The sequence below is a fragment of the Chania multitudinisentens RB-25 genome, assembly GCF_000520015.2.
Lineage (GTDB): Bacteria > Pseudomonadota > Gammaproteobacteria > Enterobacterales > Enterobacteriaceae > Chania > Chania multitudinisentens.
Map to the genome: position 1 here is coordinate 4387791 of NZ_CP007044.2, position 15489 is coordinate 4403279.

At 45.7% G+C, this 15489-nt stretch carries 13 protein-coding genes; 12 read left to right on the forward strand and 1 reads right to left on the reverse strand.

The features are described from left to right. Nucleotides 1-3 precede the first annotated feature (3 nt). The 3 genes from hisA to hisIE are packed head-to-tail and all read left to right on the forward strand — an operon-like array spanning nt 4 to nt 2107. On the forward strand, nt 4-741 hold the full coding sequence (gene hisA / locus Z042_RS19400) for a 1-(5-phosphoribosyl)-5-[(5-phosphoribosylamino)methylideneamino]imidazole-4-carboxamide isomerase (RefSeq protein ID WP_024911815.1): 738 nt from the start codon (nt 4-6) through the stop codon (nt 739-741). Then, complete coding sequence (hisF, locus tag Z042_RS19405; RefSeq protein ID WP_024911814.1) at nt 723-1499, forward strand: imidazole glycerol phosphate synthase subunit HisF; 777 nt, start codon at nt 723-725, stop codon at nt 1497-1499. Before hisA ends, hisF begins: the two co-directional genes overlap by 19 nt. Further along, nucleotides 1493-2107, forward strand: a complete 615-nt coding sequence (gene hisIE / locus Z042_RS19410) for a bifunctional phosphoribosyl-AMP cyclohydrolase/phosphoribosyl-ATP diphosphatase HisIE (protein WP_024911813.1) — start codon at nt 1493-1495, stop codon at nt 2105-2107. Before hisF ends, hisIE begins: the two co-directional genes overlap by 7 nt. 71 nt (nt 2108-2178) lie before the next feature. Here the strand turns inward: hisIE and gndA are convergent, their stop codons facing one another. Then, a complete protein-coding gene (gene gndA, locus Z042_RS19415; protein WP_024911812.1) occupies nt 2179-3585 on the reverse strand; it encodes an NADP-dependent phosphogluconate dehydrogenase in 1407 nt (468 codons plus the stop codon). A 1343-nt stretch (nt 3586-4928) separates the two neighbouring features. Here gndA and Z042_RS19420 point away from each other — a divergent pair. From Z042_RS19420 to Z042_RS19460, 9 genes are all read left to right on the forward strand, one after another. Next, nucleotides 4929-6062: an LPS O-antigen chain length determinant protein WzzB gene (locus Z042_RS19420; RefSeq protein ID WP_024911811.1), complete on the forward strand. Its 1134-nt coding sequence runs from the start codon at nt 4929-4931 to the stop codon at nt 6060-6062. A gap of 310 nt (nt 6063-6372) precedes the next feature. Further along, a complete protein-coding gene (locus Z042_RS19425; RefSeq protein ID WP_024911810.1) occupies nt 6373-7638 on the forward strand; it encodes an O-antigen translocase in 1266 nt (421 codons plus the stop codon). Between the two features lie 13 nt (nt 7639-7651). Then, a complete protein-coding gene (locus Z042_RS19430) occupies nt 7652-8563 on the forward strand; it encodes a glycosyltransferase family 2 protein (RefSeq protein ID WP_024911809.1) in 912 nt (303 codons plus the stop codon). Further along, a complete protein-coding gene (locus tag Z042_RS19435; RefSeq protein ID WP_024911808.1) occupies nt 8564-9610 on the forward strand; it encodes an EpsG family protein in 1047 nt (348 codons plus the stop codon). A gap of 43 nt (nt 9611-9653) precedes the next feature. Continuing rightward, nucleotides 9654-10619, forward strand: coding sequence for an NAD-dependent epimerase/dehydratase family protein (locus Z042_RS19440; protein ID WP_024911807.1), 966 nt, complete (start codon nt 9654-9656; stop codon nt 10617-10619). 43 nt (nt 10620-10662) lie between these two features. Continuing rightward, complete coding sequence (locus Z042_RS19445) at nt 10663-11835, forward strand: glycosyltransferase family 4 protein (RefSeq protein WP_024911806.1); 1173 nt, start codon at nt 10663-10665, stop codon at nt 11833-11835. A gap of 1 nt (nt 11836) precedes the next feature. Further along, a complete protein-coding gene (locus Z042_RS19450) occupies nt 11837-12778 on the forward strand; it encodes a UDP-glucose 4-epimerase family protein (protein WP_024911805.1) in 942 nt (313 codons plus the stop codon). Continuing rightward, nucleotides 12775-13338: a sugar transferase gene (locus Z042_RS19455; protein WP_236849196.1), complete on the forward strand. Its 564-nt coding sequence runs from the start codon at nt 12775-12777 to the stop codon at nt 13336-13338. Before Z042_RS19450 ends, Z042_RS19455 begins: the two co-directional genes overlap by 4 nt. Nucleotides 13339-13347: 9 nt before the next feature. Further along, on the forward strand, nt 13348-15378 hold the full coding sequence (locus tag Z042_RS19460; protein ID WP_024911803.1) for a polysaccharide biosynthesis protein: 2031 nt from the start codon (nt 13348-13350) through the stop codon (nt 15376-15378). The last annotated feature ends 111 nt before the right edge of the window (nt 15379-15489 follow it).

The window sequence follows — 15489 nt, forward strand, 5'->3', positions numbered from 1 at the left end:
AGCATGATTATTCCCGCTTTAGATTTGATCGATGGCAATGTGGTACGCCTGCATCAGGGCGACTACGGCCAACAACGTGACTATGGCAACGATCCATTGCTGCGTTTGCAGGATTATCAGCAACAAGGCGCACAGGTGTTGCACCTGGTGGACTTGACCGGTGCCAAAGATCCGGCCGCCCGCCAGATCCCACTGCTGCGTAAACTGCTGGCTGGCGTGAACGTGCCCGTGCAGGTTGGCGGCGGCATTCGCAATGAACAAGACGTCTCTGCCCTGCTGGAAGCCGGCGCTACCCGCGTCGTGATTGGTTCCACCGCCGTGAAACAGCCGGAGATGGTGCAGGGTTGGTTTGAACGTTACGGAGCAGACGCCATGGTGCTGGCGCTGGATGTGCGCATTGATGCCGCTGGCACTAAGCACGTCGCCATCAGCGGCTGGCAGGAAAACTCAGATGCCACGCTGGAACAGGTAGTGGAACAGTATCTGCCGTTCGGCTTGAAACACGTGCTGTGCACTGATATTTCCCGCGATGGTACGCTGGCAGGCTCTAACGTGGCGTTGTATCAGGAAGTGTGTCAACGCTACCCACAGATCGCCTTTCAGGCTTCCGGTGGTATCGGTAATCTGGATGATATCGCTCAGTTACGTGGCAGCGGTGTTGAAGGGGTGATCGTCGGGCGCGCCCTGCTGGAAGGCAAATTCAGCGTTGAGGAGGCAATCGCATGCTGGCAAAACGGATAATTCCCTGCCTGGACGTTAAAGATGGACAAGTGGTGAAAGGCGTGCAGTTCCGCAATCACGAGATCATTGGCGATATCGTGCCGCTGGCCCAGCGCTACGCGCAGGAAGGGGCCGATGAACTGGTGTTTTATGACATTACCGCCTCCAGCGATGGCCGCGTGGTGGATAAAAGCTGGGTATCGCGAGTAGCAGAAGTGATCGATATTCCGTTCTGCGTGGCCGGTGGTATCAAAAGCGCCGAGGACGCCAGCCAGATCCTATCGTTTGGCGCCGACAAAATTTCCATCAACTCCCCCGCACTGGCCGATCCAACCCTGATCAGCCGCCTGGCAGATCGCTTTGGCGTGCAGTGCATCGTGGTCGGTATCGACACCTGGTATGAAGCCGCAACCGGCAAATACCATGTAAACCAATATACTGGCGATGAAAGCCGCACCCGGGTGACCGAGTGGCAAACCCTCGATTGGGTGCAGGAAGTACAAAAGCGCGGTGCTGGGGAAATCGTGCTTAACATGATGAACCAGGACGGCGTGCGTAACGGTTATGATTTGGCACAACTGAAGAAAGTGCGTGCAGTGTGTAAAGTACCGCTAATCGCTTCCGGCGGTGCTGGCACCATGGAACACTTCCTGGCCGCCTTCCGCGATGCGGATGTTGATGGTGCGCTGGCTGCTTCCGTGTTCCATAAGCAAATCATTAATATCGGCGAACTGAAAAGGTTCCTGGCAGAACGTGGCGTGGAGATGCGTTTGTGTTAACAGAACAACAAAGAAGCCAGCTAGACTGGGCAAAAACCGATAACCTGCTGCCGGTGATCGTCCAGCACGCCGTTTCTGGCGAAGTGCTGATGCTGGGCTATATGGATCAGGAGGCTCTGGCCGTTACCGAGCAAAGCGGCAAGGTGACGTTCTTCTCACGCACCAAGCAACGCCTGTGGACCAAAGGCGAAAGCTCTGGCAATTTCCTGAGCGTTGTCAGCATTACGCCAGACTGCGATAACGATACCCTGCTGATCCTGGCCAATCCGATCGGCCCAACCTGCCATTTGGGGAACAATAGTTGCTTCCATCCGGCAACCAGTGATTGGGGCTTCCTGTATCAGCTTGAGCAACTTTTGGCCTCGCGTAAAACCGCAAGCCCGGAAAGCTCGTATACCGCCAAACTTTATGCCAGCGGCACCAAACGTATCGCACAAAAAGTGGGTGAAGAAGGTGTGGAAACTGCCCTGGCCGCCACGGTGAACGATCGTGAAGAACTGACCAATGAAGCTGCCGATCTGATTTACCATCTGCTGGTCTTGTTGCAGGATCAGGATCTGGACTTGAGCAAAGTGATTGGCCGCCTGCGCGAACGGCATCAGAAATAGCCTCTGGCAGAAACTAAAAAAGCCACCGGGCGTTAACCTCGGTGGCTTTTTTTATCGTTCAACTCTCAGGATTATTCCATCCATTCGGTATGGAACACACCTTCTTTATCAATACGTTTGTAAGTGTGAGCACCGAAGTAGTCACGCTGCGCCTGAATCAGGTTAGCTGGCAGCACCGCAGAGCGGTAGCTGTCGTAGTAGGCAATAGCCGCAAAGAAGGTTGGCGTTGGGATACCGTTCTGCACCGCATACGACACCACATCACGCAGCGCCTGTTGATATTCGTCAGCAATCTGCTTGAAGTAAGGAGCCAGCAGCAGGTTAGCAATGCCTGCATTTTCCGCATAAGCATCGGTAATCTTTTGCAAGAATTGGGCACGGATGATGCAACCCGCACGGAAAATCTTGGCGATCTCACCGTAATGCAGATCCCAGTTGTTTTCCAGAGAAGCTGCTTTCAGTTGCGAGAAACCCTGCGCATAGGAAACAATTTTGCCCAGGTACAGCGCGCGGCGCACTTTTTCCACAAACTCGGCTTTATCACCGCTGAAAGCCGCTACTTTCGGGCCGGCCAACACTTTAGATGCCGCAACCCGCTGATCTTTCAGCGAGGATAAGTAACGTGCAAACACCGACTCGGTGATCAGCGACAGCGGTTCACCCAGATCCAAAGAGCTCTGGCTGGTCCACTTGCCAGTGCCTTTGTTGGCTGCTTCATCCAGGATCACGTCAACCAGATAGTTACCCTCTTCGTCTTTCTTGGTGAAGATGTCTTTGGTGATGTCAATCAGGTAGCTGTTCAGCTCGCCCTTGTTCCACTCGGCAAAGGTTTCCGCCAACTGTTCATTGCTGAGATTCAGCGCCTGTTTCAGCAATGAGTAGGCTTCTGCAATCAACTGCATATCACCGTATTCAATACCGTTGTGCACCATTTTCACGTAATGGCCAGCACCGTCAGCACCGATATAGGTCACACAAGGCTCGCCTTCAGCCACGGCAGCAATCTTCTTCAGAATTGGCGCTACCAATTCATAGGCTTCTTTCTGGCCACCCGGCATGATAGAAGGCCCTTTCAGCGCCCCTTCCTCGCCACCGGAAACACCGGTGCCAATAAAGTTAAAACCCTGAGCAGACAGCTCACGGTTGCGGCGGATGGTGTCCTGATAGTAGGTGTTACCGCCGTCGATCAGGATATCGCCTTTTTCCAGGTGCGGAGTCAGGGAAGCAATGGTTTTGTCCGTTGCTTCACCCGCTTTTACCATCAACAAAATGCGGCGTGGTTTTTCCAACGATTCGACAAACTCTTCAACGCTATAGTACGGAGCCAGGTTTTTACCTGGATTCTCAGCAATAACTTCATCAGTTTTATCGCCAGAACGGTTAAAGATAGACACGGTATAACCACGGCTTTCGATGTTCAATGCCAGATTGCGGCCCATCACCGCCATGCCGACAACGCCGATTTGCTGTTTGGACATTAGGAACTCCTGTCTGAAGATAGCACCTGTATCACGGCTTTAAGCCAACAGGTTTTTTTGATGTGGCGCACATGTTAACTCAGGATTGAACGCAGTGGGTAGTGATTGGTGCGATAGATCACAGAATGTTATGAATGAACTCCAACCACTTCCAGGCAGTGTCTCTAATTTAATTCTTATACAAATCAATAAGATAAATACAGGACTTTAAGCTATGTCCCTAAGTTATCAATAACATGATAAGAAAAGTAACTTAAATCTCGTTACAAGCTTCTTTTTACCTCCAGAACGGACCATTCTTTACAGATCAAATGAAAAATTTCATGGTAATGATCGAGTTCGATTTGGTAGTAAAATGCATCGCAAGAGCAATGTCGTTAAACACTGTTTTAGTTTTTTGAAAGAAAATCGCCGTATTACCACATGATTTGAAAAAACAACCAGAAACTACCTACCTGTCGATGATAAAGCTTGGGTGTATTAGGTTCTTTTTTAGACGACTGTCAAATGAAGGAATACAGCCTACTCGACACTACCATAACTCCCTTTTTGCTCAACGGATGAAGGGAGAGAAAATCCTTACCCGATTAGAAATATAGTGACGAACACTGAACAGAAGTTGTGAGCATTTTTAGTGCAATCAATAATTATTTACATATAAATCAATATGTTAAATAAATAAACGCTTACAAATCCACTCCGATATCCATGATTACACCCTCAAAAAACAGTATAAAATGGTAAAATAATATCCAGATCAACCATCTCATTTGATTGGACGAAAAACATTCATGCCGCTGCCTATCGGTGAATACCCTAAAGTCTGATGATTTAATTATTTCAGTCGGTTACTCAATACCAAGTTTTACGCTAAATATGCCATGAATATCTGATCGTTGATTTTGTAAATCCTGTACAATAAATACACCAGCAGACTACATTGAACTCAAACAACAGTTGAAGAAAGATACCATTTAATTCAAACATGCTCACACCATCAGTAACTTTTTGTATTTATTGAACTTATCAATAGTGTATTATCTGTATTTGAATACTTTTCATCACATTTTTATTGATGGTTTTTGCTGAAAAAGAGTTTGGTGAATGCTATGATATACTCTTTGTAAATAATTCTATCTAAAGTCTAAAACGACAATGGATGGAGACTTGACAATCGGCGCAATTAATCTAGTCAGCGCCGTACAGAGCTGATTTCAGGTACTTTGGTTGCTTAAGGCCAAGGGCGGTAGCGTGCCTAAATAAATGTTGTGTATCCCAAGATAAAACTTATCTTCTCTCACTGAATCTGAATGTTCTGATTTTATACGGCGATAGGATGTGTTATGCCCCAGCGATTCTCTTCATCTGTGTTACATAACACAGATACTCAAGTGGATAGTTTTCTTCTGTCTACCCCATTAAATAGTAATCATAATGAGAAAGATCTCTTTGCCTTATTACAAGTGTTATGGCGTAAGCGTTGGTTTATCATCGCTGTAATAATATGCTTCACGTTGCTTGCAGCAATATATGCTTTCACTGCTAAGCAAAAATGGACTGCAAATGCCGTGTTATTACCTCCACGCATTGCTCAATTGGGTGATTATTTAGAATTACGTCGTAACTATGGATTGGTACTTCAGCAAAGTGTCGAACCAGAAAAGTTAAGTAAACAACTATTTAGTGAGTTTACTGCTTTCTCAGGAATGATTGATGAAAAGATGTCTTTTTTGCAACAAAGTGATTATTACAAAAAAAATGTTGCCAACCTGAATAATTCAGAAGAAAAGCAGGCTTGGCTTATTAATGCAGCAGAAAAAAAGTTAAACGTTAAAGCGACAGATAATGTAAAGGGCGAGTTAGGATTAACAATTTCAATGCAGGCAGACAGTGCTACTACAGCAAAACAGTTGTTAGATAATTATATTCAAGTAACAAATGAAAAAACATTTTCTGTAGTTAACTCTGAGTTTTTGAATAGCATCCAAGCTTGGGTTAACACTCTGCAAAAAGAACGTCAGGATATTATTTTTGATGTCAATGCAAAACGCGATGCGGAAATAAAAGCATTAAAAAGTGATCTGATTATAGCACAAAAAAGTGATCTTGATAACTCTCCCATTTCAGGCATTACCTACAAAAATCGTAATATAGAATCAGATACTAAATACCGCTTTATGCTAGGGGAAAAAATACTCAACGCTGAGTTACAACAATTGCAACAATCAGAACCCTCGTATCCAGTACGCTATTACCAGATTGAAAATGAATTACAGCAACTGGCAGCATTAAAACAAAAAAAAGCCAATGCACAATCGTACTCTTATGAATTAACACCCTTATTACCTACTCAGCGTGATGCACCTAAACGCAATGTGATATTAGTGCTGGGCGCATTATTGGGGTTAATTTCTGGCATTGGCTGGGTGCTGTTAAAACATACCGTTAGGTTAGCTAGAGAAACTAAACCTGCCTGACATTTTAAAGCAAATAAAAAGCAACTCTGTACCGGTTTTCATCATGCAGAATTTCTGTTTCATTGAGATGCGATTTCTCGATTCGCTTGGTTCTAAGAAATATTGAGCCCTCCACTTTGAAGACCTACCATATTACCTGTGAAATTTATGCAAGTTTTTACCACTGGTACCTGATTTCGAAAGTGCTTTATTTTTCATACAATGTATTAACAAAGAAAAAAGATCGCTTAGCTGGAAATGCGAGAGCGAGTCATAACCTTCCCCCTTTTATCAATGGGAGTTGGCGAACAGTTCTTCGAGGACGGAAATAATGTCAGTTGGCTGGTTCAAGGCATCGATGGCGAGTGCGATAGCACAGCTTACTCGTATGGCTTGCGGTCTTATTGTATTGAAGATCGTAGTGATACAGTTAGGGGTAGAAGGGGTCGGCAAGCTCGGGCATTTTATGAACTTATTGTCGATCCTTTTTGTGTTTGCTGGTGGCGGAATCAATATCGGCATAACCAAATATGTAGCACAATACGAAAATTCTGCTTCTCAACTTGCCCGGTTTCTCTCAACAGCATGGACGTATTCGATCATGGTGTCGGCAACGCTTGCAGTAATTTTCGTTGTGGGTGCGCAGGCTATTTCTATTAAATTGTTTGGAGACAGCCAATACCAAAATCTAATAATTTTCGTCGGCCTTGCTCAATTCGTTTTTGCCTACATCAATTTCGCGACCGGTATCGTTAATGGTTTACGCCAAACACAGAGGTTCTCGCGTATTCTGACGATCGGCTCTATCATCGGTATCACACCGTGCTATTTCCTTGTCAGCCATTTCCGCCTGCCCGGCGCGGTGGTTGCAATGGTCGTGCTACAAGCCGGTATGTTGATTCCTGCGGCTCACGAATTACGCCAGCTCGTCAGGATCAAGCCATGCCAACTCACGTTTCATCGTGAAGAAGCATCGAAACTGAGCCAATTTAGTCTGATGCAACTCTTTTCCGTGGCCACAATGCCGCTGGTTGAGATATACATCCGCACCGAGCTCTTCAAGTCTGCGGGTTGGGAAAGTGCAGGTACATGGCAAGGTGTTCAAAGACTGTCGTATGCATATCTCAGTCTATTTACCAGTTTCCTCGCTGTCTACTACATGCCAACGCTGTCAAGTCTGCTAGAAAATAAGCGGATAATCAAATATGTACTGAGAACGCTTGGTAGCATACTGTTTGTTTTTGGCTGTTCCGCAATTGTAATTTACTTTCTACGTGATTGGGTATTTACGATACTTCTTTCAAGAGATTTCTATATTGCACCGAAATTATTGTGTTATCAATTGATCGGGGATTTTTTCCGGATCGGTGCCTATGTTATCGGATTTTTGGCGGTAGCGAAGGCTGCCACAAAAATTTATGTGGCCTGCGAAGTCGTCCAGTCGTTGCTTTATATCGTGATGTTTTCTCTGTTCTTACGAATTGGAGGAGCACAAGGGGTATTTGCAGCATACGCATTGTCGAACTTTTCTTATTTCATGTTATGTCTTGCTGGCTTAATGATTTACAATCGAATTCGCTCAAAAAGATTTATCTAGAGACTATTTTATAATGCCGAAGCTTTCAATTGTTGTTTCCTGTTATAACCAGAAAAATTACATCGGCGATTGCTTGGAAAGTATTCTGACGCAAAAAATTGATGTCCCATATGAGATTGTTATCTCAGATGATTTTTCGCCAGATGGGACACGAACAATAGTCGATGAATACGCACTCCTCTATCCTGAATTGATCAGAGTGCTACCAAACACCGAAAACGTTGGGCCAGCACGCAACTATTTCCGTGTGCATAATGCGGCACGTGGTGAGTATATCGCGCATATCGACGGTGACGATCTAATGTTACCCGGAAAACTACAGGCCCAAGTGGATATCTTAAACTCACATCCAGAATGCGTACTTGTTAATCATCGGGCACGTTATTTCAGTGATGATCGTAGTTACGTCACTAAAACCGGTGCGTTACCTGATGGTAGAGATCTTATATTCTATACTCAAGACCAAAACGCCCGTTGGGGAACAATTGCAGTTCATAGTTCGTACATGTATCGCGCTAACGCTCGAACTACTCGTGAATATCAAGGTGATTTCATGGAGTGGTTCTTCACAATGGAATACCTAAGCCAACCAGGCACAAGGGCCTGTTTTATTAATCGTGTGCTGGTGGAGTATCGGTGCAACGAGTCTAATGCTGCTTATCTCGCTTCTCGTAAAGGCCGTCAACGTTCATACCAGATCCTGATAGGCCACCTAATAGAGCACTTCAATACTCTTTCTGGACTGAATAAAGACATTTACGCTCACGCGCTTCTCAGCATATTTAACTATCACAGAGCAATTCGCACAGTGTCCCCTAGCATGCTTTGGTTTTTGTTTCGTAACATCAGGGCCTTTGATCTGGCGCGCGTACGTGAGGTTATTAGAGTACGTCGCGCAGTGGGACCACAGAAGCGTATCCGTTAGATGCAACCTAAACCCTATACCATGAGCCAACCTGCAATCCAACAGTCGCTTAATCAGATTTGCTGGACTGGGCTTTATATCGTCTTCACAATACTGATCGTATCTGTCTATCTGTCAGTAGATAACATAGGTATCGCTGCAGATAAACCAGCATACGAGTTACTTTTTTCATATCTGTCGTACGACATGGGCATTCCTGCGGGGTTCGAGCGAGTAGAGCCAGTCTTTCTGGCTTTTACATGGCTTATAGCCAAGCTGACGAACTCGGCGAATTTCTATTTCTGCCTGATTTTTACCCTAATATTTTTAGGATTAACTTGCAGAACTGGTAAACATAGTCCGCTATTTCGGGATCGCTTCTACCTTATAGTTCTTTGGCTTAGTTTTCCATTCTTCTATTCGCTGAGTATCAACGTACTTCGGCAGGGTCTTGCACTTGTGTTCGTTATTTACGCTCTTGACGCGGAGATATCTTTACGCAAGTACAAATCGTTAGCATTGCTAGCACTGGGTGCAATGTTTCATTTCAGCATAGCTATCTATATGCCTATATTTTTGCTGCTGCGCTGTAGAATAGGGCTGCGCTTATTATTAGTTTTCTGGGCGTTCTGTGTTATATGTGCAATTTTGTCAATTCCACAAACCCTGATTACAATAGCGGCTACTCTCCCTTCAGTGAGTTTGCAGGAAAAATTCCCCTACTATTTTTCCTATTTGACGGGAAGATTAACCGACACGTACGATATGAGTTTCAAATTTCGGTTTTTAGCATTTAGTGCATTGCCAATCATTGCATTGTTCACCTTTAAGTCATTTAAACTCCAGATAAGCAACGATTGTATCTTTCTGTTGAAAGTTTATTTAACCCTAAATGGATTCTTTTTCTTGGTTGGTTATATTCCATTCAGTGATCGCATTGCTCTGTTGAGTTGGCAATTGATGCCGCTGCTTGCGGTAGGTTTAACACCGGTTAGCGTGCGACCAGCCGCGATGTTTTTAGCAGCCCTATCCGCATGTATAATGTTTGCATATTTTTTAATTTTTTGATGCTCCCAACTTAAGTAGTAGGAATTCTATTCGGAAACAGATTATGCATGCATCCGTAACTGGCGCGAGTGGCTTTATTGGTCGCCGTGTCGTAGAACATTTGTTGAACGCAGGCGCAAATGTAACAATTCTCTCACGTCAAGCTGCCCCCCCACAATTCGCAGGCCGGGTTCGTGTTATACGGGGTGACTTATGTCGTGAACAAGACAATTTGCTTCCTCTGCTGAATGGTTGTGACACATTATTTCATTGCGCAGGGGAATTATACCGACCTGAATTGATGGAAATGCTACATGTTGGCGGTACTCTCCGTTTGCTCAATGCCGCACAACAAGACGCGGAACGGCGTAGTAAACCCCTACATTGGGTTCATTTGAGTAGCGTTGGAGCATATGGGCCACCACGCAGTCCGAATGAAGTACGCATTGTTGACGAAACTCATCGGCTTGCACCTGTTAGTCCCTATGAAATCACTAAGACTCGTTCGGATGAGTTAGTGATTGCAGCAGGCAAACAGGATTTTCTCAGTTATACGATCGTACGTCCTACAAATGTGTTCGGTGAAGCGATGACAAACAACTCGTTGCGTAGTTTATTGTCGATGATTCGCAGACGTTTGTTCTTCTACATTGGTAAAACAGGTGCAATGGCCAATTACGTGCATATCGACGATGTTGTCTCAGTTTTACTTGCCAGTGCGGTTCAGAGTGCAGCGCAGAACCGAGTGTTCAACGTATCGAACGATTGTTCACTAGAGGAACTGGTTGAAGCTTCAGCTGCAGCGCTGGGTGTACCTGTACCGTACTTACGTATACCTGAACGTGTTGCTAGATTAAGCGCAACTCTGGGCAGAATAGTTCCTGGGTTTCCGTTAACTCAACAACGCATTAATGCATTGGTTGGGCGTACAACTTATTCTTCGCAACTCGTCCGTAAGGAACTTGGTATCATCCCCTTAATTTCAGTGGCCGATCGAGCCCGCGCGATGTTGAGCCAAGATGTGAGTTGAGACACTCATTAACTCATCTACTAAGAAGAGGTCATATATTGTTATGACACGTCAACGACTGTGTATTGTGTCAACCACCGCCACACCACTGAGAGTTTTTATGGGGCCTCATATCGAAGCCTTGGCGAAAGAGTATGAAATAGTGCTTGTCTGCAACGGTGAAGCAGGTGAGCTTCAAAACCTTCTCGGTGAACATGTTTCTTTTGTTGGATACCCCATCCAACGTAACATATCTTTCTGGAAAGATTTTCAGTGCGTACTCTGGCTTTATCGATTTTTGCGTGCTGGCAACTTCACAGCAGTACATACACTAATGCCAAAGTCCGGCTTACTTGGCATGTTAGCTGCTAGATTGGTAGGAACTAAGCATCGTTTCCATTCATTTACCGGCCAAGTGTGGGCAACACGAACCGGTATTATGCGTGCCGTGCTAAAACTCATGGACAAATTGTTGTGCATCTGTGCAACCCGATTATTGACTGACAGTATGTCACAACTCGATTATCTGGTTGAGCAAGGCATTGTTATGAGACATCGCATTGAAGTGCTGGCGGATGGTTCAATAAGTGGCGTTGATATTGGCAAATTTGGTCGCAACGCTATTATCAGGCAAGAGATTCGTACTGAATTCGGCATCCCACAAAATGCCACTGTGTTTCTTTTCCTTGGGAGAGTTACTACAGAAAAAGGCATCTCTGAATTGTTGGATGCTTTTATGGGAGTTGCTTCCCGAATTACTGACGCACATTTAATGATCGTCGGCCCCTTAGAAGCTGACTATGAACAATCAATCGAAAACGCTCGCAGTGTGACAAAAGGAAGGGTACACAGGGTCGGCTTCACGACTTCGCCTGAGAGCTATATGTCAACAGCGGATATATTCTGTTTACCAAGTTATCGCGAAGGTTTCGGTACCGTAATTATTGAGGCAGCAGCCGCAGGATTACCAACCATCGCCTCGCGTATATATGGAGTGACTGATGCAGTGGAAGATGGCAAAACAGGCCTCTTGCATAAAGTCAGAGATAAGCAGGAAATGGAAGTATTAATGGAAATGTTGGCGCGTGACGAATCGCAAAGAGCTACTTTAGGACAAGCTGCTTATCAACGTACAGTAACTCGCTTTTCGCAACAGCGGCTGGTTGAGGCTATGCTTGAATTTTACAGAGGAGAAAGCGTGGGACGTTGTACAGTTTCGTCCCCGCTAAAAAACTAATATGAACGTACTTGTGACAGGGGCAAATGGTTTCATTGGGCGTGAGCTTTGCAATGAACTGACTGCACGGGGTATTCCATTCGTTGGTACTGGGCGTGTCGCACAAGGCAAGTTGATCGGGGTTGGAGAGCTTGCACCAGATACTGATTGGACAAAAGCGTTGAGCAATATCACAGATATCGTACACCTTGCTGCTCGCGTTCATGTGATGAATGAACGCGAAAGTGATCCGCTGGCTGCGTTTCGTCGTATTAACGTTGAAGGTACTATCAATCTTGCACACCAGGCGTTGGCAGCAGGAGTAAGACGTTTTGTATTCGTCAGTTCAGTAAAGGTGAATGGTGAAGCCACTACAGTCAAGCCTTACGCTGAATCTGACACGGCTGCCCCCGTGGATCCCTACGGCGTCTCAAAACACGAAGCAGAACAGGCTCTTTGGGAACTGGCACGACATACTTCGCTTGAGGTCGTTGTCGTTAGGCCACCACTGGTCTATGGCCCAGGTGTGAAAGCAAACTTCAGGAATTTGATGGGGGCTGTCGCCCGTGGTATTCCACTGCCAATCGGTGCAATTCATAATGCACGAAGTATGGTAGCCATAGATAATCTTGTAGATTTTCTTATAACCACTCTTCAACATAACGCAGCTGCCGGTCAAATGTTCCTTGTTTCAGATGGTGACGATTTGTCCACCCCAGCGCTTGCGCGCAAGCTTGGGTCGGCGATGGGTCGCCCTGCTCGTCTGATTCCTGTTCCACCTTCTATACTACATCTACTGGGTATTCTGACCGGTAAACAAAGTACCATTGATCGTCTTACGGGCTCATTACAGGTGGATATTAATCACGCCAAAACGTTGCTTGGATGGCAGCCTCGCGTTTCTGTCAATCAGGCGCTCGAACGCACGATTTCACACTTTCTTTCGGCACGAGAAACGGAATGATAAAGCGCTTATTCGATCTCACATTAGGCATCGTTGTGTTATGCGTAATTGTAGTGCCCGCATTGTTAGTTGCACTAGCGATCAAACTAACTTCCTCAGGACCTATTTTATACTGGTCAAAAAGGGTGGGCAGAGATAATGCTATCTTCAATATGCCGAAATTTCGTTCCATGCTGGTTGGTACACCAGCGGTTGCCACGCATCTATTGACCAACCCTGATGCACATTTAACACCTATAGGTGGCTTTTTGCGTAAAAGTAGCCTCGACGAATTGCCTCAATTATGGTCGATTCTGGTAGGGGATATGAGTTTTGTTGGCCCTCGCCCAGCGCTATTCAATCAGGATGATCTGATCGCTCTCCGAACTGAAAAAGGCGCCCATCTATTACGTCCCGGTTTGACTGGCTGGGCGCAAGTGAATGGCCGTGACGAGCTTCCAATTCCAGTCAAGGTGAAGTTTGACGAAGAGTACGCGAACAAGCAGTCCATAACCTTTGACATGAAAATTCTCGTACTCACCGCAGTTAAAGTGATGCAGCGAGACGGTGTATCGCATTAGGAATATAGTATGACAATAAATATTTCCAGTTGGTCCAGAACCACCAAGCAGATGCTCATTATTGCAGCAGATTGCCTGTTACTGCCATTCTCACTATGGGCTTCAATTGGACTTCGTTTGAACAGTTGGGATGCAGCGAATGCATATAGCTGGTGGATATTCTTCCTGCCTTCGTTGGTCGCAATTCCTATTTTTATCAGAATGGGCTTGTATCGTGCGGTGATTCGATTCCTTGGCGATCGCGCAATGATAACAATCCTGTTGGCAGTATCGATCTCAGTAATGGTTTTCGCGGGTGTCTATGCATTTTTAGGCTTACCTAATATTCCACGCGGTGCGCTTACAATTTACTGGGTACTATCGACTTTCACAATCTGCGTAAGCCGTTTCGTAGCACGTATAGTGTTGCACCAGTTGGAATACCAACCAGGGCGCCGTCGGGTAATTATTTACGGTGCTGGTAATGCGGGTCAACAATTAGCAATGGTGTTACGTATCAACCGTAATTATCATCCTGTTGCCTTTGTTGATGACGAAATTGGTCAACGTGGCCTCGCGATTAATGGCATTACGGTCTATTCACCTGACCGTCTTGAGTCGTTGATCCATAAGTTCGATGTCAGCGAAGTTATGCTCGCAATGCCGTCCGCTCCTCATAATCACCGCATTGAAATCATCAACAAACTGGTACCACTGCATGTTCGTGTACAAGTTGTACCAAGTTTTGTTCAGATCATGGGCGGCAAAGTAAAAATGAGTGATGTGCGGGAAGTAGAAGTCGATGAGTTGCTTGGGCGTGATGCTGTTCCGCCTGATCAACATCTGCTTGCCGCGAATATCGTGGGCAAAGCAGTAATGGTAACGGGAGCTGGGGGATCGATCGGTAGCGAGCTGTGTCGACAAATACTTGCAAACCGACCATCAATTCTGGTGTTGTATGAATTGTCGGAATTCGCGCTCTATAACATCGAACGCGAGTTACGATTGACAGTGCAAACTCACAAACTTGACATCAAAGTGTTGCCAATGCTTGGTTCGGTTCAAAATGAGGAACGGCTTGCTAACATCATGCGCCAGTATGGGATTCAAACTATGTACCATGCCGCCGCATACAAACATGTGCCACTCGTTGAATGTAATATGATTGAAGGGGTCGTCAATAACGTATTCGGCACTCAAGCAGCTGCGCTAGCAGCGATTTCTGCAAACGTTGAGACATTTGTACTTATCTCAACTGACAAGGCAGTGCGCCCCACTAATGTTATGGGGGCCAGTAAGCGGATGGCAGAACTGGTATTACAGTCGCTCGCAAGTGACAGCTCGGTACCCACGCGTTTCAGTATCGTTCGATTTGGAAATGTGCTTGGCTCTTCAGGGTCTGTTGTACCCTTATTTCGCCAGCAGATTGCACATGGAGGGCCGATAACAGTAACACACCCAGAAATCATTCGCTACTTCATGACTATTCCCGAAGCATCACAACTCGTGATCCAAGCAGGTGCCTTAGGTGGCAACGGCGAGGTCTTTGTACTTGATATGGGTGAGCCGGTAAAAATCATTGATCTTGCATGTAGAATGGTAAATCTCAGTGGTTTTACTGTAAAAGATACAAGTAACCCATTTGGCGACATCGAAATTATCTTCACTGGTCTTCGACCTGGTGAAAAGTTGTATGAGGAGTTGCTAATTGGTGGTGATGTTACAGGGACTTCGCATCCCCGCATCATGAAAGCACACGAAAGCTATCTGTCTCGCCCACTGATGGATAAAGTTCTCGTTAACCTCAGCAAGGCTTGCTCCAACAACCAGTTGGAAGCGATTCGCCAAATTTTGCTGGAATATGTCGCTGGCTACAGCCCGAAGTGCGATATTATTGATTACCTACCAGAACCGAAAAAATTCGGCCCCAAAAGTCGTGTTGAAGACGCTGACGACTCTTCAGTGATTAGTGCTGATAGCCATCGAAATAGCCGAATAGTGGTACAGATGCCCATGGAAAGCCATCCGACACAGCACCTTAGAGCCCACGATGCTCACTGAGCCCCACTATTGGCATTCCCCTTTCCTAAAACAAAGATGCCAATATAAAACTGTTGGTGCTTCCAAAAAGTAAGTATGCCACCTGTAAAGCAGGTGGCGTTGATAATATCC

Bases quoted from the DNA above. Each gene is read 5' to 3' on its own strand.
- hisA (WP_024911815.1), top strand. From the start codon at position 4: ATGATTATTCCCGCTTTAGATTTGATCGATGGCAATGTGGTACGCCTG.
- Z042_RS19450 (WP_024911805.1), top strand. From the start codon at position 11,837: ATGAACGTACTTGTGACAGGGGCAAATGGTTTCATTGGGCGTGAGCTT.
- Z042_RS19425 (WP_024911810.1), top strand. From the start codon at position 6,373: ATGTCAGTTGGCTGGTTCAAGGCATCGATGGCGAGTGCGATAGCACAG.
- hisF (WP_024911814.1), top strand. From the start codon at position 723: ATGCTGGCAAAACGGATAATTCCCTGCCTGGACGTTAAAGATGGACAA.
- Z042_RS19440 (WP_024911807.1), top strand. From the start codon at position 9,654: ATGCATGCATCCGTAACTGGCGCGAGTGGCTTTATTGGTCGCCGTGTC.
- Z042_RS19445 (WP_024911806.1), top strand. From the start codon at position 10,663: ATGACACGTCAACGACTGTGTATTGTGTCAACCACCGCCACACCACTG.
- Z042_RS19430 (WP_024911809.1), top strand. From the start codon at position 7,652: ATGCCGAAGCTTTCAATTGTTGTTTCCTGTTATAACCAGAAAAATTAC.
- Z042_RS19460 (WP_024911803.1), top strand. From the start codon at position 13,348: ATGACAATAAATATTTCCAGTTGGTCCAGAACCACCAAGCAGATGCTC.
- Z042_RS19455 (WP_236849196.1), top strand. From the start codon at position 12,775: ATGATAAAGCGCTTATTCGATCTCACATTAGGCATCGTTGTGTTATGC.
- gndA (WP_024911812.1), bottom strand. From the start codon at position 3,585: ATGTCCAAACAGCAAATCGGCGTTGTCGGCATGGCGGTGATGGGCCGC.
- Z042_RS19420 (WP_024911811.1), top strand. From the start codon at position 4,929: ATGCCCCAGCGATTCTCTTCATCTGTGTTACATAACACAGATACTCAA.
- Z042_RS19435 (WP_024911808.1), top strand. From the start codon at position 8,564: ATGCAACCTAAACCCTATACCATGAGCCAACCTGCAATCCAACAGTCG.